The 21,616-nt window shown below is 58.9% G+C and carries 17 protein-coding genes; 8 read left to right on the forward strand and 9 right to left on the reverse strand.

The genetic code is table 11. From position 1 onward, the window contains the following. Positions 1-51 precede the first annotated feature (51 nt). Both thiC and HKX41_03560 read right to left on the reverse strand, forming a co-directional pair. A complete protein-coding gene (gene thiC, locus HKX41_03555; protein NNC23230.1) occupies positions 52-1,923 on the reverse strand; it encodes a phosphomethylpyrimidine synthase ThiC in 1,872 nt (623 codons plus the stop codon). Positions 1,924-2,052: 129 nt separating this feature from the next. Beyond that, positions 2,053-3,102: a putative sulfate exporter family transporter gene (locus HKX41_03560; protein ID NNC23231.1), complete on the reverse strand. Its 1,050-nt coding sequence runs from the start codon at positions 3,100-3,102 to the stop codon at positions 2,053-2,055. Between the two features lie 102 nt (positions 3,103-3,204). Between HKX41_03560 and HKX41_03565 the strand changes: the two genes are divergently transcribed. Beyond that, the gene (locus tag HKX41_03565) at positions 3,205-4,122 is read left to right on the forward strand and encodes a LysR family transcriptional regulator (protein ID NNC23232.1); all 918 of its coding nucleotides are present in this window, start codon (positions 3,205-3,207) and stop codon (positions 4,120-4,122) included. A gap of 61 nt (positions 4,123-4,183) precedes the next feature. Here HKX41_03565 and pncA read toward each other — a convergent pair whose 3' ends face one another. Then, positions 4,184-4,810, reverse strand: coding sequence for a bifunctional nicotinamidase/pyrazinamidase (gene pncA, locus HKX41_03570; GenBank protein NNC23233.1), 627 nt, complete (start codon positions 4,808-4,810; stop codon positions 4,184-4,186). Then, on the reverse strand, positions 4,807-6,282 hold the full coding sequence (locus HKX41_03575) for a nicotinate phosphoribosyltransferase (protein NNC23234.1): 1,476 nt from the start codon (positions 6,280-6,282) through the stop codon (positions 4,807-4,809). The genes pncA and HKX41_03575 overlap by 4 nt, the downstream gene beginning before the upstream one ends. Before the next feature lie 115 nt (positions 6,283-6,397). Here HKX41_03575 and HKX41_03580 point away from each other — a divergent pair, with 115 nt between their 5' ends. After that, a complete protein-coding gene (locus HKX41_03580; protein ID NNC23235.1) occupies positions 6,398-7,084 on the forward strand; it encodes a lysophospholipid acyltransferase family protein in 687 nt (228 codons plus the stop codon). 114 nt (positions 7,085-7,198) lie between these two features. On the opposite strand, the gene HKX41_03585 is transcribed toward HKX41_03580, so the two are convergent. Beyond that, a complete protein-coding gene (locus HKX41_03585) occupies positions 7,199-9,151 on the reverse strand; it encodes a non-ribosomal peptide synthetase (protein ID NNC23236.1) in 1,953 nt (650 codons plus the stop codon). A gap of 15 nt (positions 9,152-9,166) precedes the next feature. Then, entirely contained in the window at positions 9,167-10,459 is a 1,293-nt protein-coding gene (locus tag HKX41_03590; GenBank protein NNC23237.1) for a cytochrome P450, read from the reverse strand. 47 nt (positions 10,460-10,506) lie between these two features. Here HKX41_03590 and HKX41_03595 point away from each other — a divergent pair, with 47 nt between their 5' ends. Next, a complete protein-coding gene (locus HKX41_03595; protein ID NNC23238.1) occupies positions 10,507-11,157 on the forward strand; it encodes a 4'-phosphopantetheinyl transferase superfamily protein in 651 nt (216 codons plus the stop codon). On the opposite strand, the gene HKX41_03600 is transcribed toward HKX41_03595, so the two are convergent. After that, the gene (locus HKX41_03600) at positions 11,135-11,665 is read right to left on the reverse strand and encodes an NUDIX hydrolase (protein ID NNC23239.1); all 531 of its coding nucleotides are present in this window, start codon (positions 11,663-11,665) and stop codon (positions 11,135-11,137) included. The genes HKX41_03595 and HKX41_03600 overlap by 23 nt on opposite strands. A gap of 117 nt (positions 11,666-11,782) precedes the next feature. On the opposite strand from HKX41_03600, the gene purD reads away from it, so the two are divergent. The 5 genes from purD to HKX41_03625 all read left to right on the forward strand — a co-directional run bounded on the left by purD (position 11,783) and on the right by HKX41_03625 (position 18,398). Continuing rightward, on the forward strand, positions 11,783-13,057 hold the full coding sequence (gene purD, locus HKX41_03605) for a phosphoribosylamine--glycine ligase (GenBank protein NNC23240.1): 1,275 nt from the start codon (positions 11,783-11,785) through the stop codon (positions 13,055-13,057). A gap of 373 nt (positions 13,058-13,430) precedes the next feature. Then, the gene (locus HKX41_03610) at positions 13,431-14,432 is read left to right on the forward strand and encodes a TAXI family TRAP transporter solute-binding subunit (GenBank protein ID NNC23241.1); all 1,002 of its coding nucleotides are present in this window, start codon (positions 13,431-13,433) and stop codon (positions 14,430-14,432) included. A gap of 31 nt (positions 14,433-14,463) precedes the next feature. Beyond that, positions 14,464-15,009: a DUF1850 domain-containing protein gene (locus HKX41_03615; GenBank protein ID NNC23242.1), complete on the forward strand. Its 546-nt coding sequence runs from the start codon at positions 14,464-14,466 to the stop codon at positions 15,007-15,009. Positions 15,010-15,013: 4 nt separating this feature from the next. Next, a complete protein-coding gene (locus tag HKX41_03620) occupies positions 15,014-17,203 on the forward strand; it encodes a TRAP transporter permease (protein ID NNC23243.1) in 2,190 nt (729 codons plus the stop codon). 133 nt (positions 17,204-17,336) lie between these two features. Next, positions 17,337-18,398 (forward strand): nitronate monooxygenase, encoded by a 1,062-nt coding sequence (locus HKX41_03625; GenBank protein NNC23244.1) that lies wholly within the window; start codon positions 17,337-17,339, stop codon positions 18,396-18,398. Positions 18,399-18,899: 501 nt separating this feature from the next. Here HKX41_03625 and HKX41_03630 read toward each other — a convergent pair. Both HKX41_03630 and HKX41_03635 read right to left on the reverse strand, forming a co-directional pair. Beyond that, positions 18,900-19,514: a methyltransferase domain-containing protein gene (locus tag HKX41_03630; protein ID NNC23245.1), complete on the reverse strand. Its 615-nt coding sequence runs from the start codon at positions 19,512-19,514 to the stop codon at positions 18,900-18,902. A gap of 48 nt (positions 19,515-19,562) precedes the next feature. Then, entirely contained in the window at positions 19,563-21,506 is a 1,944-nt protein-coding gene (locus HKX41_03635) for an aconitate hydratase (protein ID NNC23246.1), read from the reverse strand. Positions 21,507-21,616 lie beyond the last annotated feature (110 nt).

Consider the following 21,616-nt stretch of genomic DNA (forward strand, 5'->3'; position numbering starts at 1 on the left):
CGTGGGCGGCGCAGTCGGCGTGACGGAGAACCCCGGTCGTCACAAACGTTCCTATTGATAGATCTCGCTGCCGCCGGCACGGAACTGTTCGGCTTTTTCAGTCATACCGGCCTCGATGGCGTCGTCGGCCGAGTGAATCCCCCGCTCGTGCGCGAACTCGCGGACCTCCTGCGAAATTCGCATGGAACAGAATTTCGGCCCGCACATGCTGCAAAAATGAGCGACTTTGGCCGCATCCTTGGGCAGGGTCGCGTCGTGGTATTCACGTGCCTTTTCGGGATCCAGGCCGAGATTAAACTGATCGTCCCAGCGAAACTCGAAGCGCGCCTTGGACAACGCATTGTCGCGGATCTGCGCGCCGGGATGGCCTTTGGCCAGATCAGCGGCATGGGCGGCAATCTTATAGGTAACAATGCCTTCGCGGACATCGTCGCAATTCGGCAGCCCAAGATGCTCTTTAGGTGTGACATAACAAAGCATCGCGGTGCCGTACCAACCAATCTGGGCCGCACCAATCGCCGAGGTGATGTGGTCGTAACCCGGACCGATATCGGTCGTCAGCGGCCCCAGCGTATAGAACGGTGCTTCGTGGCAATCTTCCAATGCAGCGTCCATATTTTCCTTGATACGCTGCATCGGCACATGCCCCGGCCCCTCGATCATGACCTGAACGTCGTGCGCCCAGGCGATCTCGGTAAGCTCCCCCAGTGTTTTTAGCTCGGCCATCTGGGCTTCGTCGTTGGCGTCTGCGATGGCACCCGGCCGCAGACCATCGCCCAGGGAAAAAGCGACGTCGTAAGCAGCCATGATTTCGCAGATTTCGGAAAAGTTTTCGTAGAGAAAACTCTCCTGGTGGTGGGCCAGGCACCATTTCGCCATGATCGAGCCACCGCGGGAGACGATGCCGGTTACGCGCTCGACTGTCATGGGCACATAGGGCAGACGTACGCCAGCATGGATGGTGAAGTAATCGACGCCCTGCTCGGCCTGCTCGATTAACGTGTCGCGAAACATGGCCCAAGTCAGTTCTTCGGCGTTGCCATCGACCTTTTCCAACGCCTGATAGATCGGCACCGTGCCCACCGGGACCGGCGCATTGCGGATGATCCATTCGCGCGTTTCATGGATGTGCTTGCCGGTGGATAGATCCATGACGGTGTCGCCGCCCCAGCGCGTGGCCCGGACCATCTTCTCCACTTCCTCGGCAATCGACGACGTGACCGCCGACGTGCCCATGTTGGCGTTGACCTTGACCCGGAAATTGCGGCCGATGATCATCGGCTCGGATTCCGGATGATTCACATTGTTGGGGATAATCGCGCGCCCGGCCGCAATCTCGTCCCGAACGAATTCAGGCGTGACGTGCTCTGGTAGATTGGCGCCAAAGCTCTGACCTTCGTGTCGACGCAGCAAGCGCGAGTCGCGAATCTCGTCGATACGCGCATTCTCGCGGATGGCGACGAATTCCATCTCGGGCGTTATGTGCCCCAAGCGCGCATAGTGCATCTGCGACACATTGGCACCAGATCGAGCGCGGCGCGGGTTGGGCGTATTCGGGAAACGCAGGTGGCCGGTGGCCATATCGGCGGATCGCTCGCGCCCGTGGTCCGAAGACAATTCGGACAGCGGCTCGGTATCACCGCGCTCGGCGATCCAATTGGCTCGCAACACTGGCAACCCGGCAGCCAGGTCGATCGATGCATCCGCGTCTGTGTACAAACCGGAGCAGTCGTAAATCGTAACCGCGGGGTTTTTCTCCACTCCGAATGTCGCCGGGGTGTTCGTCTGCGCAACCTCACGCATCGGAACACGCAGATCCGGGCGTGAACCTTCCACGTAAACTTTCGTAGAATTCGGAAACGGCTGGCGCAAGTCCATAGCGAGCCGGGTATCGAGTGTCAGGTCTTCCACTGCCGTATTCATTTTGCGCTCCGCTGGTCCGACCAAACCGCAGTCCTGGCAGTTGGTCAGTTTATGATGACTGCGATAGTACTGGACTCATCTTGCGAACAAAAAATTCCCTGTGCTCAACGGCAACCACCGGGTCAGCGATTAACCAAGCAGAAACCACGCGCCGCCCAAGCCAAGCACGCCAATCCACACTGTCGTTGCCAGGCCAAGTAGAACGGGCCGCCAACCGAGTTGGATCAAAGTCATGATCCGCGTCTGAAGCCCCATGGCCACCATCGCCACGGCGAGCAAGGCACTATCGAGTTTCACCAGATCGCTATGGGTTGCGTGATCGATCGGCAGAAACGAATTGACGATCACAACGGCGACAAAACCGAGAATGAAAAGCGGAAATTTGGCCCCGCCACCAGAAGCCTGTGCAGTGTGATTACTCGCTCGCCACCACACCGCGAGTGCCGCACACGCCGGCACAAGCATGGCCACGCGGGCGAGCTTGAACACGCTGGCGTCGGGACCAGCACCGCCGCCAAACGTAAATCCAGCAGCCACGACCTGGGCGACTTCGTGAATCGAGCTACCAACCCATGCCGCAAATGCCGACTCAGGCAACCCGAGCGCGTGGCCGAGCAACGGATAGACAAACATGGCCACGGTACCGAACACCGTGACAAGTGCCACGCCACAAACCACATCCTGCTCGCGCGCTCGAATCACGCCATCGATGGCAACTACAGCCGAGGCACCACAGATCCCAGACCCGGTCGCGATCAACACACTTAAAGTATCCGGCAGCTTTAGCAGTCGGCCGAGCGCGATACCAACGACCAGCGTGGAGCACACAACTACAACGACCAATGTCATGCCACCGATACCAACTGACACTAGATCGGCAAACGCCAGCCTGAAACCGAGCAATACAATGCCAGCGCGCAGCACATAACGAAGCGCCCACGCGATACCGGGCTCGAAAATACCCAGATGTGGCACAACCCCGCGCACGAGCACACCGACAAGAACGCCAAGCATCAGCGGACTAACCGGAACCGTATTATTCAGCCAGGGCCATTGGGCAAGTAAGTAACAAGCCGCGGCCAACCCGCTACAAAGCGCCAGACCGGCACTGCGCCGCGCGGCGGTGGTAGCAAAATCGGCTAAGTGCCAACCAACACGCTCAACAATCAGATGGGTCACGATCCAACACCGGCTATCAAAGAACGTGATCGACGATAGCCGGATCCTTAATTAAATAAAATCATTTATTATTCAATTATTAATTAAATTTTATTTAATATTATGGCGGCATCACCGTTTACCCTTCGACAACTCGACATATTCGCCAGCGTGGTGCGTCATGGGCAGATACACAGCGCAGCCCAGGCGATTCACTTAAGTGACGCGGCCGTCAGCCAAGCACTAACCGAGCTTGCCGGCAGCCTGGGGGTGCAGCTTTTCGAGCGCCACGGCCGCCGGCTGGTGCCAACAGCCCATGCGCGCCAATTGGCCGCCTTGACCGATGAACCGTTGGCGCGACTCCGCGCCATTCCCGATCAGCTTGTCGACCCCGACGACAATGCCGTCCTCAGCGGCAGCGTTCGTATTGCCGCCTCAAGCACCATCGCGCGCTATATCCTGCCGGAAGCCCTGGCAGCGGTTCGCCGTCAATATCCACATACGCTGATCGAACTAAGCTTGGATAACAGCGCCAACGTCGGGGCATGGGTGGCTGACGGCGACGTCGACGTCGGTTTCATCGAGGGGCCAAACCAATCCGCCGGGATCGTCGCCCAGCCATGGCGAACCGATCACATGCACGTGATCGCGCCTCTCGATTATCCGGTCGATACCATTGCCGTCGATCGACTTAACACCCATCCCTGGGTCGGTCGCGAAGCCGGGTCCGGCAGTCGCGCCGTATTTGAACAAAGCCTCGCGCTAGCCGGTTATCCACCGCCATCCGCCCATCTGATCTGCAACGATAGTGGTGCTATTGTGCGTGCCGTGGCCGGAGGCGCAGGGCTGGCCTGCGTCAGCCAGCACGCGACGCGCCAGGCCAGCGCCCTGACCGCCGTTCAGACGGTCGAACTGGCTGATCTCGCATTGGAACGACCGCTGTGGCGGATCAGCGCGCGCAGCACCGGCGATCACCACCCACCAGTCGTGGCACGCGTTCTGACATGCATCGATAACTGGTTGGATGCCATAGCCAGCTAGCACCAACACGATCCCGACACGCCAGCGGTTATAGGAAAATAGCGGCACACGCTGGTTCTACTTAGGCGCGGGCAAGCAATACACCGCTGGTGCAGAGTTCGGCGCCCGCCTTCTGCATCGCGTCGATCGACGCACCAGTATCGCCCGTGGCCATGTCAACGCCGCGGATACCATCGCGAACGAGCCACACCCCGAAGCCCTCGGCGAGCGCGTCGAGCACCGTGAATTTGACACAGACATCGGCTGCCAGGCCAACCACGATCAGTGTATCGATGCCACGGGTCCGCAGATGATCGGTCAAACCGGTAGCTTTTCGGTGGTCGTTGTCGTAGAACGCCGAATAGCTGTCGATGCGAGCGTCAGTGCCCTTGCGAACGACGTAGTCAATCGATGCTACATCGAGTGCCGAGGCGAAACCGGCACCCGGCGTCTGCTGGACACAATGCTCGGGCCAGAGGACCTGCTCGCAACCGTCGAGCTCGCCGATCTGAAACGGCTCAGCTCCGCGATGTTGTGTGGCAAACGAACCGTGGTCGGGCGGATGCCAGTCCTGGCTGGCAACGCGATGTTCGAAAATCGGCATCAATGCGTTGGCAACCGGCACCACGGCATCGCCATCCGGCACACCCAGCGCGCCGCCGGGCAGAAAGTCGTTCTGAATATCGACCAGCAGCAGCGCTTCGCTCATGTCGACTCCGGAGTCGTTTGCGCCGCGCCCGCCCCGGTCTGCGAGTGCAACCATGTGTGCAAATCGGCTGTCGAGCGCTCGAGGTAGCGATCCACGAGCGCTGGATAATCTGGGCGCGTGGCGAAATACGCGAACTGGGCGCGTGCATGCGCCTGGCTGTCGACCAGCGTTGCGCCGTTATCTACGCGCTTCCCGGCACGAATGGCCGGCTGTAGCAGATCGTTGTGGGGCGCGGTTTGATCGAACACTTGCGATCCCTGCGCGTCATCGGCGGCCCAAGCGGTATTCGGCGCAGCTTCATCGAACAACAGATCGGCGCTCGGTGCGCCCGCATCATCGACGAAACGTCGAACTTGATGCACACCGGGCCGCGTCAGCTTGCCCGGGCTGTCGGAGAGCTTCATCCGATAGGACCAATGGCCCTCTGAGTTCTTGACGGCCGCCAGCTTGTACACCCCGTCCAAGGCGGCATCGGGTTGCGCGGTGATCAACCGGGTACCAATGCCCCAGAACACGATCGGCGCACCGGCGGCCTTGATATCAGCTATCTCATGCTCATCCAAGCTGGAACTGGCGGCGATCCGGGCCTCGTGAAAGCCGGCTTCATCCAACATACGACGCGCTGTCGTCGCCAACTCCGCCATGTTGCCTGAATCAAGGCGTACGCCAACCATTTCGTGGCCTTGGGCGTGCAGCTTATGTCCGGCGGCGATCGCGTTCTCGATGCCACCCAGAGTGTCGTAGGTATCCACGAGGAATACGCAGTTGTCCGGCAACGCCTCGGCGTAAGCTTCGAATGCGTCGAGCTCGGATTCGAAAGCCATGACCAGGCTGTGGGCGTGCGTGCCGAACACTGGAATATCGAAAATCCGCCCCGCCAGCACGTTGGACGTGCCCGCGCAACCGCCGATAAACGCCGCTCGCGCGGCAGAAACGCCGCCGTCGATACCTTGCGCCTTGCGGAGACCAAAATCGACCACCAGATCGTCACCGGCGACATGGGCCATGCGCGCGGCTTTAGTCGCAACCAGGGTTGGGAAATTGGTCAGATTCAACAGCGCGGTTTCAAGCAACTGGGCTTCCAGAATCGGTGCCCGAACACGCAGCATCGGCTGATCGGGAAACAAAGCGGTGCCTTCGGCCACCGCGTCGACCGCGCCGGAAAACCGGAACTCAGCCAGGTAATTGAGGAAGCCATCGGAGAAAAGCCGGCCGCCGGCATGGTCTTCGAGTGTTGCGAGATAGGCGATATCATCGCGATCAAAGCTAAGCTCGGTGATATAGTCCAGCGCTGTTTCCAGCCCACAGACAATGGCAAACCGATTGTCGAACGGTGCCCGCCGAAAGAACAGATGAAACACGGCTTCGCGCTGCCCCGTACCGTTATACCAATAGGCGTAGGCCATTGTGAGTTGGTATAAATCGGTCAAAAGTGCCGGCGCACGGCCGTACAAATGGGTAATTGTGGACATGGTCGTATGTTTGATGGCCGCAAGCGTCGCCGTCAGACCACGCGCAATGAGCCATCGACATTCGGGCCGTTAGCTTGTCCGAGCAGTCTAACCGTCAGCCCGCCGTGATGCAGCCGTGAACCATAAACACCACCACCAGCAAGCAACCGCCCGACCGCTTTTAAGCTGGCGACAACGCATCGGAATCAACACCGCCGCGCCGCCTGCACGCGCGTTGATCCAAGCGTTAACTGCGAGCTGGCGTACCCAACCGTCCCGCGCCATCGTGGATGATGTCAGCACACCGCGCATCGTTTGTTGCTGGCACCGCGAGTTGGCGCCGGCCGTCAGCCACCTATTGGCACAGCGCCGCAACGGCCTGCAACCGGGGTTTCTGGTCTCACCGTCGCGGGACGGCGAATTCGCCGCACGCGTTGTCACTCGCCTCGGCGGTGAAGCCATTCGTGGCTCAGCCAATCGAACCGGGGCGCGGGCGCTGCGTGATCTCTATCAAACCCTCCAGGCCGGGGTGACGCCATTGATCCACCCAGATGGTCCAAGCGGCCCCGCGCTGGAAGCGAAATCCGGCGCAGCTCGGCTCGCCCAGCTTACCGGTTTCCCGCTGCTGCCATTACGCTGTCGTGCCGATCGCTATTGGCAGCTCAACACCTGGGATCGGTTAATCATCCCGAAACCATTCGCGCGCATCGAGTTTGAGGTGGCTCAGCCAATCGCAGTCGGCCGGCACGACGATCTCGACACAAAAACAGACGAGCTCGCCACACAGCTTGGCCAAGACGAGCCTCGGATTGTTCACACCTAGCCCGAAGCCGGCTCGATACCATGCATTTGCGGCCAATCGCCACGTGCGTACTTAGCGCATTCGATAACGGCGACGTGCGGGCTCGCCACGCAACCCCACACGTCGCCAAAAGGCTTAATCTGCCTGCCCCAGAACCGCTGCCAGATCGTTGACCGTCGGATAATCAAACAGGTCGGTTATCTCGAGGCGCCCCGGCCAGTCAGATTCAATACCCTCGTGGATCTGCGCGAGCTCGAGCGACGACAAGCCAATCTCGAACAGATTATCCGCCGGGCCGACTTGCTTGTCCGGCGCGACCTCGTGACAGATCGCGAGCAAGCGTGAAGCAGCATCGTCGCCACCGCTATCGGTCGTGTTCTCGTCGGCCACGGGCATCAGCTCATCCAACTCAGCGATAACGGTGTCGAACTCGCCGGCTTCAAGCGACGCAGCCAGTTGGCTGCGCTGGATCTTGCCGCTGGTGGTCTTGGGCAACCGGTTGATTGGCAGGACGCGAAACACGGACACCCCCGCGGCCTCATTCAACTTCGCCGCGAGCGCGCGTGCCGTATCGACAAAATCCGCCGCCGATCCACGATGTACGGCGAAAAGCACCAGCGCGTCACCATCGATGCCCGCCGCATTAACACCGACTGCCGCGACACGATCGGCTTGGATTCCGGCCGTGTCGCCGGCCAGTGTTTCTAAATCCTGTGGATAAAGGTTTTGGCCGTTGAGGAATATGATTTCCTTGGCGCGACCGGTTATAACCAGGTCACCATCGCATTCGAACCCGAGATCGCCGGTATCGAGCCAGCCGTCGGCACGCAGCGCCGCCGCATTAGCTTCGGGGGCATCGTAATAGCCGCCGGTAACGTTATCGCCACGAATCAACACATGCCCGACAGTGCCCGGCGTGACCGGCTTGCCGTCGTCGCCGGCCAACAACAGATCTGTATTACCAACCGAGCGGCCAAGCCGAGCCAGTTCAACACTGTGTTCGGACATTTCGTCAACATGCTCAGCGGTCTCACCCACGCCCAACCGACGCCGGTCCACCCAGACTGTACCCAGACCGGTGCCAGGTGCCGGAAACGCCACCGCGAGACTGGCCTCGGCCAATCCGTAGACCGGAAACAGCGCATTCACAGCCAGACCGGTTGGCGCCAGCTCGGCCGCGAAATCGCGCGCCAGCGCCGGCACGATGGGCTCGGCACCGTTGTAGATCAGCCGCACTGCCGACAAATCGATATCGGGCACGCCGCGCGCATTGATCGCGCGCAGTGTGTGGCGATAACCGAAGTTGGGCGCACACAGGATGGTTGCCCGCTTTTCGGCGGCCTTGTCCAGCCATAGCCGCGGTCGGCGCGCGAAAAGATCCGGCCGCATCAGATAGTGGTGATGCCCGAGACAAAGAAACGTTAAATGGAAACCAATCAAACCCATGTCATGGGTCAACGGCATCCACGACAGTGCCACGTCATCGGCTTGGAAACCTGAAGCGATATTGATCGCGTGGATATTAGCCACGACGTTGGCATGCGTAAGTTCGACGCCTTTCGGCGCTGCGGTCGAACCCGACGAAAACTGGATCAGCGCGACATCGTCCGGATCGGACGCTACAGGCTCAGCCTCGCATGCGGATGCGGGCGGTTGATCGGCGATGGTTGTAGCGACCAAACGACGGGCCGTTTCAAGATCGCCGCTTTCTTCGAGGCGAGCACGAATCGTTGCGATCTGTTCGACATCGGCGACGACTCGTGGCTGGTCCAGCTTGTGCCAGATCGCCAGCAATTTGTCGCGTTCGGCACGGCCAGTGCCCGCCGCCAGCGGCACCGGCACAATACCACCACGGATCGCCGCCCAGAAAAACTGCACGAACCGCAACGTATCGTCGACAAATAGAATCAGATGGTCGCCACGACCGAGATTTTCATCCTGCAGTACGCCCAGCGTGCGATCCGCCGCACGTTTGATGAGCGCGGCGCTCTGATGGCGCTCGTCGTTGGCACCGTCGATAAATCCGACGTCGATCTCATGCTCGATGGCGTGGTCCAGCCCACCATCAAGTGTTTGAAACTTCGACACTTTGCTCCCGGGTTGTCAGCGCAAAGCGAATTGTATAGGAATAGCGCCTGCTGGCCGTAGATTTATAGCCGCATCAACCGCCGGCGGATCGTCGCCGGCGGCACATGGCGTGAAACGCCGCAACATGGTGACTAGATGCGTGCGCATTTCTATACGCGCTAATTGCTCGCCGATACAGCGCCGAGCGCCCGCTGCAAACGGTATGTAGGCAAAACGTTTGGCGCGATCCAATGCACGCTCGAATCGAGACGGTTCGAACGCCGTCGGTCGCGGCCATATCGAAGCATCACGATGCAGCACGTAAGGGCTGACATACACCTGCTCGCCCGCGCTAATCCGGTATCCTCCCGCGTCAACGTCAGCAAGTGCGCGCCGCGACAGCAACCACCCCGGTGGATAAAGCCGTAGCGTTTCGGCTACGACATGGTCGATCCAGTCGAGCTGACCGCGCTCACCGCCACCAGTTGCGCGCAGCCGGTGTTCATCGACCGTATCCGCAGCAGCCTGTGCACGCGCCGTTGCATCGGGGTGAGTGGCCAACAGATGCCAGGCAAAACTTAGCGCGCTGGCTGTCGTTTCATGGCCGGCCACGATCAACGTCATGACTTCGTCGATCGCTTCGCGCTCGGTCATGACGCCAGCGACAACCGAGTTCGCCAAATGGCCGAGAAAATCAAATGTGGTCGCCGATGTATCACAACGCCGAGCCAATAGTTGCCCGATCTGCTGCGTCAGTGCATGAAACCGGCGCGCGAAGGACAAATCGCGCGTCGGTTCGGCAGTCAACAACCGGAATGGATTGTCCTCCCGGGCAACCAGCGTTTCGTAGTCGGGGCCAAAAATGGCTTTCAAGACGATGATCAGAATCAGCTCGCTGATATGCGGCGCAATATCGACATATCGCTCGGCATCGAGCCTATCGCGCAGCCGATCGGCTTCGGCCACGCACTCGTCGAAGATCATTGGATTGAATTCGGCAAGCGTTTTCGGGCGGAATGCGGCTTGCATGCGTTTCTGCTGACGCGTCCAAAAGTCGCCTTCACTGACCATGATGCCGTTGCCCAGTAGAATCTTGACGCGATCTAGGCCACGGCCTTTCGTGAATTGTCCGGAACGCCGGGCCAGCACGTCGCGCACAGCATCCGGTTGGTGGATCACCCAATCTTGGTTGCCGTCGCCGTCAGCGCGCCTGACGCGATAAACCGGCCCGTAGGTGGTGTGCCAATCGACAAGTCGGCGACGTGTTGCTTCGTCGGGCTCTATCGAAAACGCCGATTCAATTTTTGACGATTCAACGCGCGTTAACATGCTGCGAAATGACTGGTGAGTCAGAACATCAACCCAGCCCCACCGCAATGTCTCGATCTCGAGTGTGGATCGCCACGCTGCCGATCGACGAGGCAGCGGCGCTGGCTATCGATATTCTACCGCGCGACACCCTCCCTTCGCAGCAACAACAGCGGCTTAGCAGCATGGCAAGCGCATCTGCACGCCGTCAGACACACGCCGGCTTGTGGCTGTTGGGCAAGCTTTTATCGGCAGCCGGCGAGTCGCGCGACAAACTCGCTACGCTCGGTTACGCCGGCGACGGCCGGCCCACGCTCGCCGATGGACCGTCGTTCAACATCTCGCATAGTCGCGACTTGGTGGCCTGCGCCCTATCGTACGAACTCACGCTTGGCCTCGACATCGAGACACGTGATCAGCGCATACCACCACGCATCGCACGTGAAACAAGCGACGATGAACGCGCTGCCACAGCCGCTGTACCGAGCGCCTTTTTTGATTTCTGGTGTGCGCGCGAAGCCACAATCAAGGCGAGCGGGCGCGTCGGCCTCGGCCGCCTTAAACGTGTTCGATTAGCGCCCGGCTGTGCGCGCGTCGACGACGAGAAATGGCACTTATTGCCGCTCCATCTCGCACCTGGGTATGCCGCCTGCCTGGCGAGTCCGGCCACAATCGCCCCATGTGAGATCAGCGTGGTCAGGCATTATCTTCCTGCATAAGGAAATACAGACCCGCATAAACCTTGGGATCGACCAGTATGCCGGCTTCGCGTTGCTGTTCGAGCCAGGCATTGATCTCTGCCAACGGAATCGCGTGCACCGTGATCGCCTCGCTGTCGTCACCGCCGCCGTCACCAACGCGCGCTATATCGCGCGCTCGCATCCACCAGGTGATCTCGCTATCCATGCCCGCACTCGGCGGGCCGCTGGTTAACAGTTCGAAAGTGCCCGCACGATAGCCAGTCTCTTCTTCGAGTTCGCGGCTTGCGGCCCGTTCCAGCGCCTCGTCTTCCTCGCCCGCAATGTCGCCGACCAATCCCGCGGGAAACTCAATCACCGGCGCATCGACTGGTGCGCGATACTGCTCGACCAGCAACACATGATCGGCCTCGGTTCGAACAACAATAACCACGGCACCACGCGCGTTGACGCGCTCGGCAAACTCCCAACGGCCACGTTTACGAATACGGACGAAGCCGCCTTCATACAATGTCTGGTTGGCCGTCATCAACGCACTCCGAGCTGGCAAAAATCAATATTCTATACAAAGCCAAAAGACGGTGGCTCTGCTAGCCTTTAGCGTCACTGACTCGTCCGATCCATCCTTATGTCTGCGCACTCAACAATGCATCGCATCCTCGTCGTCGGCGGCGGTGGCCGCGAACATGCCTTAGCCTGGAAAATCGCGGCTTCACCGCGTGCTGAATCCGTTTTCGTCGCCCCCGGCAACGCCGGTACGGCGCTCGATACGCGCATGACCAACGTTGCAATCGCAGATGACGACACCCAGGCGCTGGTCGATTTCGCGCGGGAAAATGAAATAACGCTGACCGTGATTGGCCCGGAAGCCCCCCTCGCCGCCGGCGTTGTCGACGGTTTCGAGGCCGCCGGGCTAGCGTGTTTCGGTCCGAATGCGGCAGCAGCCGAACTCGAGGCCAGCAAATCCTTCTCCAAGGATTTTCTCTATCGCCATGATATTCCGACGGCGGATTACGCCGTATTCACGGACGACGCGGCCGCGATCGATTTCATCGCCAGCTTACCCCCGCCGATCGTTATCAAGGCTGACGGCCTGGCATCCGGCAAAGGGGTGGAAATCGCGCCGGACCGACCCAGCGCCGAGACCGCTGCCCAACGCATGTTGGCCGATAGCGGCCGGATCGTGGTCGAACGCTATCTGGAAGGTGAAGAAGCCAGTTTCATGGTTATGGTCGACGGCACACACATCGTGCCATTAGCCAGCTCACAGGACCACAAACCGGCCTTTGACGGCGATACCGGGCCCAATACGGGCGGCATGGGCGCCTACTCGCCAGCGCCCGTGGTCACGGACGCCGTTGCTGAGCGTGCCATGCGGCAGATCATCGAACCAACCGTCCACGGCATGGCCGCCGACGGACGCGCATTTCGCGGTTTTCTCTACGCCGGCTTGATGATCGATAGCGACAATAACCCGCGTGTTCTGGAATTCAACGTTCGGCTCGGCGACCCGGAAACGCAGCCGATCTGCATGCGCCTGGCAAGCGACCTGGTCGACCTCGTCGAGGCCGGCGTGAATGGCGATCTGAACACGTTGGAGCCTGTCTGGCACGACCAAGTTGCACTCGGTGTGGTTATGGCCAGCGCGGGCTACCCCGGCTCAATCGAGAAAGGCCATGCAATTCGCGGCCTCGATGCCGTCGACAACACGGCGATTGCGTTCCACGCTGGGACCCGGCTGGGCGACGGCGACAGCGTGCGCACAGCCGGCGGACGAGTGCTTTGTATGACGGCGCTCGGCAGCAGCATCGCCGACGCACAGGCGAGCGCCTATCGCGGTGCGGCGGCTATCGATTGGCCGGGCGCTTGGTATCGCGGCGACATTGGCCACCGCGCTCTAGAACGCCATCAAGACCTGTGACCACGCCTCCGTGCAACGCCAGTTGGGCTTATAAAACCATCCCGGGCCGGCATCGTCATCCGGTGCCATTGTCTTTTCAAGATAGATGCTAAGCCATGCGGCTACTAACCAGGTGACGAGCTGGAGCAGCCGGATCATGTCAGACCTTAATCCTGGGAACTACGCGCCAAGTGCACTGCATGCTACTTTTTAACGGCCGACATAGAGCCCTATTTAGCGCCTGAATAGATTACTATTGCTAATTTTCCAGCCTCTATTTGGGCACCTTTTCCCTTATGCACCCCCTACTTTAGGGTTAATTTGATTGAGTTTCGTCTTTTCTCAATCGTAAAATAAAATTATTTGATTTATTTCTATTCTCAACGAGGTAAATATGGGAGCTCGAAGCCTCTGGGTCGCCAGTATGCTAGCCATAGTTCTAGCCATGAGCGGCTGCGGCCAGTCTGACAGCGGTCATGATCAAGCGTCCGAAAGCCAGGATGAACAAGCCGCGAACCTAATCTTCGGCACGGGAGGCACCTCGGGCGTCTATTACCCGATTGGCGGCGCTCTTAAAAATGTTTTCGAAAACAGCGACAAAGTCGATTATGTTCAAGTCGTCTCGACTGGCGCGTCGGTTCAAAACATCCACAATATCGAAGATGGCACCAATAACATTGCCATCGTCATGTCCGATGTAGCCTATGACGCGATCCACGGCAAAAAGCAGTTCGAAGACCATCCGGTCAAGATCGATGCATTGGCCGGCATGTACCAAAACGTTGTCCAGATCGTGGCCCTGGATGGCTCCGACATCGGCAGCGTGGCTGACTTAAAAAACAAACGCGTGGGCGTTGGCAAGGTCGGCTCGGGCGTGGAAGCCAGCGCCAAGAAGGTTTTGAAAGCTGCCGGGCTCACCTATGATGACCTGGCTAAAGTCTCGCACACCGGCTATGCGGATTCAGTTACCAACATGAAAAACGGTAATTTGGATGCGGCATTTTTCACATCCGGCGTGCCCAATTCGTCGATTACCGGCTTGATGCAGAACGCGAACGTGCATTTCGCCAAAATCTCCGACGACACCACCGACAGCCTGCTCGACAAATATCCCTACTTCGAGCGTCACCAAATCGAAGCTGGCGTCGAAGACAAATACGATCTGGATTCCAGCGTGCACACGGTTGGCATCCGTAATCTACTCGTCGTGCCGAAATCTATGGATAAAGGTCTAGCAAAAGCGCTCACCAAACGGTTTTACAACTATCTAGGTTCGGACAATGTCTCCGTGTCGGCGCTCAAGGATTTCGATCGCGACACAATGGCCGAAGACCTTGTTGTACCGGTTCATCCAGGCTCTAAAAAGTTTTACAAATCAAATGCTTCGGATAACTAAATAAGACGATTATGGGGTCGTGAACGATAGCATGTCGCGATTGAAATGGCGCGGCGGATGGCGGCGGCTGGGATACGCCGCTGCCGCCGTCGCGATCTTGGTCGCGGCTCTCTGGCTCAGCTGGCCACGACCGTGGCTGGCTATCCATCACGGCACCCATACAGTCGCCGTCTATCCCGGTCCAGACGGCACTGAATTCGCGCTACGCTGGATGCATTCGGTGGAGCGCGAAGACTGGATCGAGTGTTTCCGTCTTCACGATGCGCACATCAAGATCGTGGCTACTCGTTTCAAAACTTTCGGCGCGGGGGTGCCTGCCCATGCGGGTCAACACACCCATCTGGAAAACGGCTGGGTGGTTATGTCGGATATCGATCGTAAAACCGACCCGTTGACCATCCAGGCTGCTGCTGCCGAACATTACCGCTTTCGTTATGAACACGGTGCCTGGCAGCGGCTATCACACCCGCATCAGGCTCCTATTCTTACCTTCAAGGTGATATATAAACCGTTGCTTTTCGTGCTCCCAGCCCGTCTGACGACGTTATGGCATGGCATCGCCGCCATTAACGGATAAACCGATGCCTCAAAACCAACCCGCTACTGCGACCGACAGCCAGGAAACACTGGAAAAATACGATCGCGAGTCGAACATACGCGATGGCCTGCCACGCACATGGATGATCAGCATCACCGCGATCAGCTCGGCGCTGGCGCTGTTTCATCTATATACGTCATTCGCTGGCCCGTTGGTCGACGTCATGCAGCGTTCGATCCATCTATACACGCTGATGGGCCTGACTTTCATGCTGTTCCCGGTCGTCCGCTCAGGCTCGCGCGACCGAATTCCGTGGATCGATGTGTTTCTCGCGCTGGCGTCTTTTGCCATCGGCATCTACATGCTGACCGCCGCGTCCCGGGTGATCGAATCCGCCGGACGCATCAACACCACCGATGTCTACGTCGGTCTGGCTGCGATCGCGCTAGTTATTGAAGCGGCGCGCCGCGTAACCGGTCTAGGGTTGCCCATCCTGGCGGTCGGCTTTCTCGTTTACGGTTTCTTCGCCAAATTGTCGAGGTATTCGGTACTCACCGAACCGATCGCGTGGTCCACGATCCAGCAAGTTATCTCGCATCTGGTTTATATCACGGAGGGCATGCTGGGTACCGCCGTAGCGGTTTCGGCCAGTTACATCATCCTGTTCATTTTGTTCGGCGCTTTTCTGGGCAAATCCGGCCTCGGTCAGTTGTTCAATGATCTGGCCCTGGCCATTGCCGGGCCGACCCGGGGCGGACCGGCGAAAGTGGCGGTCGTGGCCAGCAGTTTTCTCGGTTCCATCAATGGTTCGGCGATCGCCAACGCGGTCACCACAGGCTCTTTCACCATTCCCCTGATGAAGCGTACCGGCTATCGCAACAATTTCGCCGGTGCGGTCGAAGCCGCAGCCAGTGTCGGCGGCCAGGTGCTGCCACCCATCATGGGAGCGGCCGTTTTCATCATGGCCGAAGTACTATCCGTGCCCTACAAGCAAGTCATGTTGGCCGGCATCATCCCGGCGCTGCTGTATTACCTGGGCATTTTGTTTCAAGTACACCTACGGGCCTTGCGCAACGGGTTGTCAGGCATTCCTCGCTCGGAACTCACGCCCGCACGTGAGGTTATACTCAAACGCGGCCATCTACTGGTGCCCATGGCCATCCTGCTATGGATGATCTTTGATGGCCGGGCACCGTTTTTCGCCGCTTTCTGGTCAATTGCAGCAACTGTTTTGATCTGCGGCACAACCCGCCTGGTCACCGGAGTGACCAGTGCGCTGGCCGCCTTAATCATGCAGCCGCAATGGTTGGCTTTGCTGCATGGCGACCCTATGCCGGATCTGGCTTCGGGCCGACTGTGGCTGCTTGGCGTTATTGCGCTGCCGGTCGCCATCAACCTGGTTCGCTCGAGCCTGCCTATCGATAACACCGAAATCATGGATGTCGGTGATTGTCGCGATGCGATGGTGGAAGGCGTGCGCAATGCCATTCCGGTAGCGATGGCCTGTGGCGCCGTGGGCATCATTGTTGGTGTGGCGACATTGACCGGCATCGCGCTGGACGCCGCCGACTGGGTGGTGTCCATGGGGCAGATGATCCCCTGGGACATGCTGCGACTGCTGGTTACCCTGGCGCTCACCATGGCCGCTTCCATTATGTTGGGTATGGGCCTGCCCAGCATTCCCTGCTACATCATCACGTCCACAATGGCCGCGCCAATTCTGCTCAACCTACCACTTTTCCAGGAACTGGCCGGTTCCAACGACACGGCGGTCTTCGTCGCCCACATGTTCGTGTTCTATTTCGGCATTTTCGCCAATCTGACACCGCCAGTGGCGCTCGCGGCCTATGCGGCTAGCGGGGTTTCGGGCGGCGCACCGAATGCCACCGGATTCCAGTCGATGAAATTGGCGATCGCCGGCTTTGTGGTGCCCTATATGTTTGTGTTTTCCCACCAAATGCTCCTACTCGATGCGACCTGGGGAAATGTCGTGACAATCGTCGCTACGGCAACTTTCGGTGTGCTACTGCTAGCAGTGGCCGCAGAAGGCTATCTTCGGCGACAACTCAACGCGGTGCTACGGGTGCTGGCATTTATCGGGGCGATCGCGTTGATGTATCCCGGCTGGATCAGCAACGCAGCCGGCTTTCTGATTGCGCTCGCGCTGTTTTTGATCGGTTCGAAAACAATCGCCGGTACGCACAAGGCGGCGTCTGCTGCAGCGTCTGACTAAGCAAACCAAGTAAACTCGATTTGCCAACACGATGCTTCTAAGATAGACGCCAAGACCATTCGTCGACCGGCTGCTACCGGGGCTGGCTGATAGAACCAAACGTGGTGTTTTAGTACTTGATAATGGGCTGATTATGGGCGTTAATCATGAGTCGCGATTTAGCCATCTCTTTGGGGTTCGTCACCCCATAATCCAGGCACCCATGGCAGGTGCAACAACCCCAGAGCTAGCTGCTGCTGTTTCCAATAGCAACGCGCTCGGTTCTCTCGGGCTTGGCAGCAGTTCAGTCGACCAGGCCCGGCATCAAATACGCACGCTTCGACAGCTTACTGACAAACCTTTTAACGTCAATTTTTTCTGCCACCAGCCACCCCGGACTCAAGAAGACAAGGTACAAGCCTGGATCCAGCATCTGCGCCCCTACTTTGAGGCCAATGATGCTGATGTCCCATCGACACTTGAATCGATCTACCCGCCGATCGATGCAAACGATGCCATGGTGGCGATGATCAATGCCGAGCAGCCGCACGTGGTCAGCTTTCATTTTGGGGTGCCAAAAGCGGACATAATCCGCTCGATCCAAGCTTACGGTGGCCGCGTGTTGGTCAGCGTTACAACCTTGCAGGAAGGTTACGCAGCAGAAGCATCCGGCGTTGATGCGGTGATCGCCCAAGGTATTGAGGCCGGCGGACACCGCGGGTGCTTCGATGCCCAGAAGGACGAAGCTATTGGGCTCACATCCTTGCTTCAGGTGCTGGTTAGTCACCTGAACATCCCCATCATCGCGGCTGGCGGCATAATGGATGGACGAGGTATCAATGGCACATTAGCGCTGGGCGCGCTCGGCGCGCAACTAGGCACAGCATTCCTACTATGCCCGGAATCAAACACCGGTTCTGAGCACAGAGCGCTGCTAAAAAGTGACGCCGCTGTTAGCACGTCAGTGACGCGGGCCATATCTGGCCGGCCGGCACGCGGTATCACGGGGGTGTTTCAGCGCCAAATAGAACCGACCGACATGGATCGGATACCCGATTACCCCATCGCTTATGATGCAGCGAGGCAGTTGAATACCGCCGCAAAATCGAACAACAATCTAGCCTTCTCGCCAAACTGGGCAGGCCAATCAGCGATCATGTGCCGAGAGCTACCGGCAAGCGAGCTTGTCTCACAACTTGTTAACGAAATGACCTAGACCCCGCATCTCGCGTAACGCAGCGAATTAACGGCAGCACCTTGGCAAATGGATTAAAACAAAAACATTATTACAAAAGCCATTTATTTACAATAAGTTGACAAACTTATCTAATCTTTGGGATGGGCTTCTGCCCGCATCACGACATGCCGGATTCGCCCGACTGCGACATAGCGCTCGCCACCGCTATTGCCGATTCAGCGCGGCACATGTCCAACCAACTCCTTGCGGGTCAAAACGTGCACCACACATTTTCGCTGTAAAAAGACACATCCCGTATTTCGGACGGGGCGATCTTTCACGCCAGCATCGAACCCCCGCCCAGTGCCGTCATGTTCGGGATTTGCTTTACGCCCATATCGGCAGCAGCCGCAATGCGGCGAGCTGAAGCCCACCACCGGGCTTATAGCCCGCCACACGCGACCAGATGAATACACAACAGGTGACCACGGCTGTTGCCTTTATGGCCCGGGTAGAGGCCTGACGTAGTAACCGCCGGCCTCAGGTCGTATTACGCGCCTGCAGCAGTGTCCAGTAACCGAACGCGTTGACCGGCCGAGTATCGGTGACTTCGAGGTTGGTTTCGCGCAGAAACTCGTCCATCGGAAACGATGGACGCCAACCAACAACCTTCGAAAGCGGCTCCAATGCACGCTCGACAGCAGCCATGGCCCCACTGCTGGCACTGAAGTGATTGACGATGAAAAGCTCGCCATCCGGCTTGCAGACCCGCTTCATCTCGTCGACCAGTGACTTGGGATCAGGGGTCACGGAAACCACATACATCGCCACGACCTTGTCAAAGCTGTCGTCCGCGTAATCAAGCGCCTGGGCGTCAAGTTGGCGGATGGCGATATCGTTGGGCAACGAGTCGGCTCGCGTCTGCGCCTTGTCGAGCATTTCGGGCGAGACATCGATGCCGACAACGTCGACCCCGTCCGGATAACGCGGTAACGACGAACCGGTGCCGACACCGACTTCCAACACTCGATGCCCCGGTCGACAGTCCATGGCTTCGACCGTGGTGCGTTGGCCGTGAGCGAAAAAAGGCCCGAACACCCGATCGTAGAAACCGGCGACTCGGCGATAGGCTGAAACGACTGACTGTTTGTCCATATTTTCAGCGCGACACCGCACAGGATGCCGCGCTAATCCCGACCCGCATTAGGCCTCCACCGGTTCGTCTTCACGCATCCAGTTGATCAGGCCACCGGCCAGCAACACCTCGACCTGCCGTTCAGACAGCGCGTGAGTGCATTCGATCTCGGTGCCATCGGAGGCCTGCGCAGTAATCGAACCGCCATTTTTCAAAGCCTGGTGCAGGCCATTGAAGCTGAGCGTGGTGCCCTGCGCCAAAGCATCGAGGTTCGCACCGTCCGCGAAGGACAGCGGCAAAATCCCGAAGTTGACCAGGTTTTGCCAGTGGATGCGGGCGTAGCTCTTGGCGATAACGGCGCGCAGCCCCAGATAACGCGGGGCAATCGCGGCATGCTCGCGAGAACTGCCCTGACCATAGTTCTCGCCGCCGATAATGGCGTGATCACCCGTTTCCTTGGCACGGGTTGGATAGGTCTCATCCACGACGTCGTAGACAAATTCGGCGATCGCGGGGATGTTGGAGCGGAACGGCAACACTTCGGCGCCGGCACGCATGATTTCGTCGGTCGAGATGTTGTCGCCAACCTTGAGCAGCACCGGCATTTCAAAGCTGTCCGGGAAGGCCTCGAAATCCGGCAGCGAAGCGATGTTCGGCCCTTTAACGATTTCGACCTGACGCGCCTCATCAAGCGGCAGTGGCTCTTCGAGCATGTGGTCGTTGATGACCGGCTCGCTTGGGTTTTGAACCTGCGGATAATCCATATCGAGCGTGCGCGCATCGGTGATTTCACCTTTTAGCGCACTGGCCACGGCCGTCTCCGGCGAACACAGGAACACTGAATCTTCCTTGGTGCCGGAACGCCCTGGGAAGTTACGCGGCGTGGTTCTCAAACTATTGCGGCCATACGCAGGCGCCTGCCCCATACCAATACAGCCATTGCAGCCAGCCTGGTGCAGCCGCGCACCGGAGGCGATCAGCGGGCCGAGCAACCCATCGCGGGCCAGCGTCTCTAGCATCGCACGCGAAGACGGATTAACGTCGAATGAGACGCCTTTGGCCGCGGTTTGGCCGCGTATCATCTCGGCGGTCACGGCGAAGTCACGATAGCCTGGATTGGCCGAGGATCCGATGTAGCTCTGATATATATCGGTACCGGCGATCTCGCGCACCGGCACGACATTGCCCGGTGACGTCGGCTTGGCGATCAGCGGCTCGAGCGTGGCCATGTCGATCTCATCGTGGAGATCGTATTCAGCACCTGCGTCGGCCACAAGTTCCACGTATTCGTCTTCGCGGCCCTGAGAGCGCAGGAATCGCCGTATTTCGGCGTCAGCCGGGAAAACCGTGGTGGTCGCGCCAAGCTCGGCGCCCATATTGGCGATAACGTGACGATCCATCGCCTCCAGATTATCGAGGCCGGGACCGTAGTATTCGATGATAGTGCCAGAGCCACCTTTGACGCCGTGACGGCGCAGCATCTCCAGCACGACATCCTTGGCTGAAACCCAATCCGGCAACTGGCCGGTCAATTTCACGCCCCAGACCTTCGGCATCTTGGTGTAAAACGGCTGACCGGCCATGGCCAGCGCGACTTCAAGACCACCAGCACCAATGGCCAACATACCCATCGAGCCACCGGCCGGTGTGTGGCTATCGGACCCCAGCAGGGTTTTACCGGGGCGGCCGAAACGCTCCATATGAACAGCGTGGCTGATGCCATTACCCGGCTGCGAAAAGTACGCCCCAAAGCGCTCGCAAGCCGACTGCAAAAATAGATGATCGTCAGGGTTCTTATTATCTTCCTGGATCAGGTTGTGGTCGACGTACTGACAGGAAAGCTCCGTCTTGACGCGGTCGAGCTTCATGGCCTCGAGCTCCAGCATGACCAGCGTACCGGTTGCGTCCTGAGTCAGCGTTTGGTCCATGCCGAGGGCGATCTCGGCACCAGGGGTCATGTCACCGCTTTTCAGGTGTGACTCGATCAATTTATGGGCGACGGTCTGGGCCATTTGTCTACTCCACTGGGGCACAGATGATGCGCATAGCTTAGGACATCGAGCGCGTTGTCGCCAACACAAAGGGAGTCGGCCGTGTAAATCGCGGCATTGTCACCGGCCCG

The organism is Salifodinibacter halophilus (assembly GCA_012999515.1).
In the GTDB taxonomy this organism is placed as follows: Bacteria; Pseudomonadota; Gammaproteobacteria; order Nevskiales; family Salinisphaeraceae; genus Salifodinibacter; species Salifodinibacter halophilus.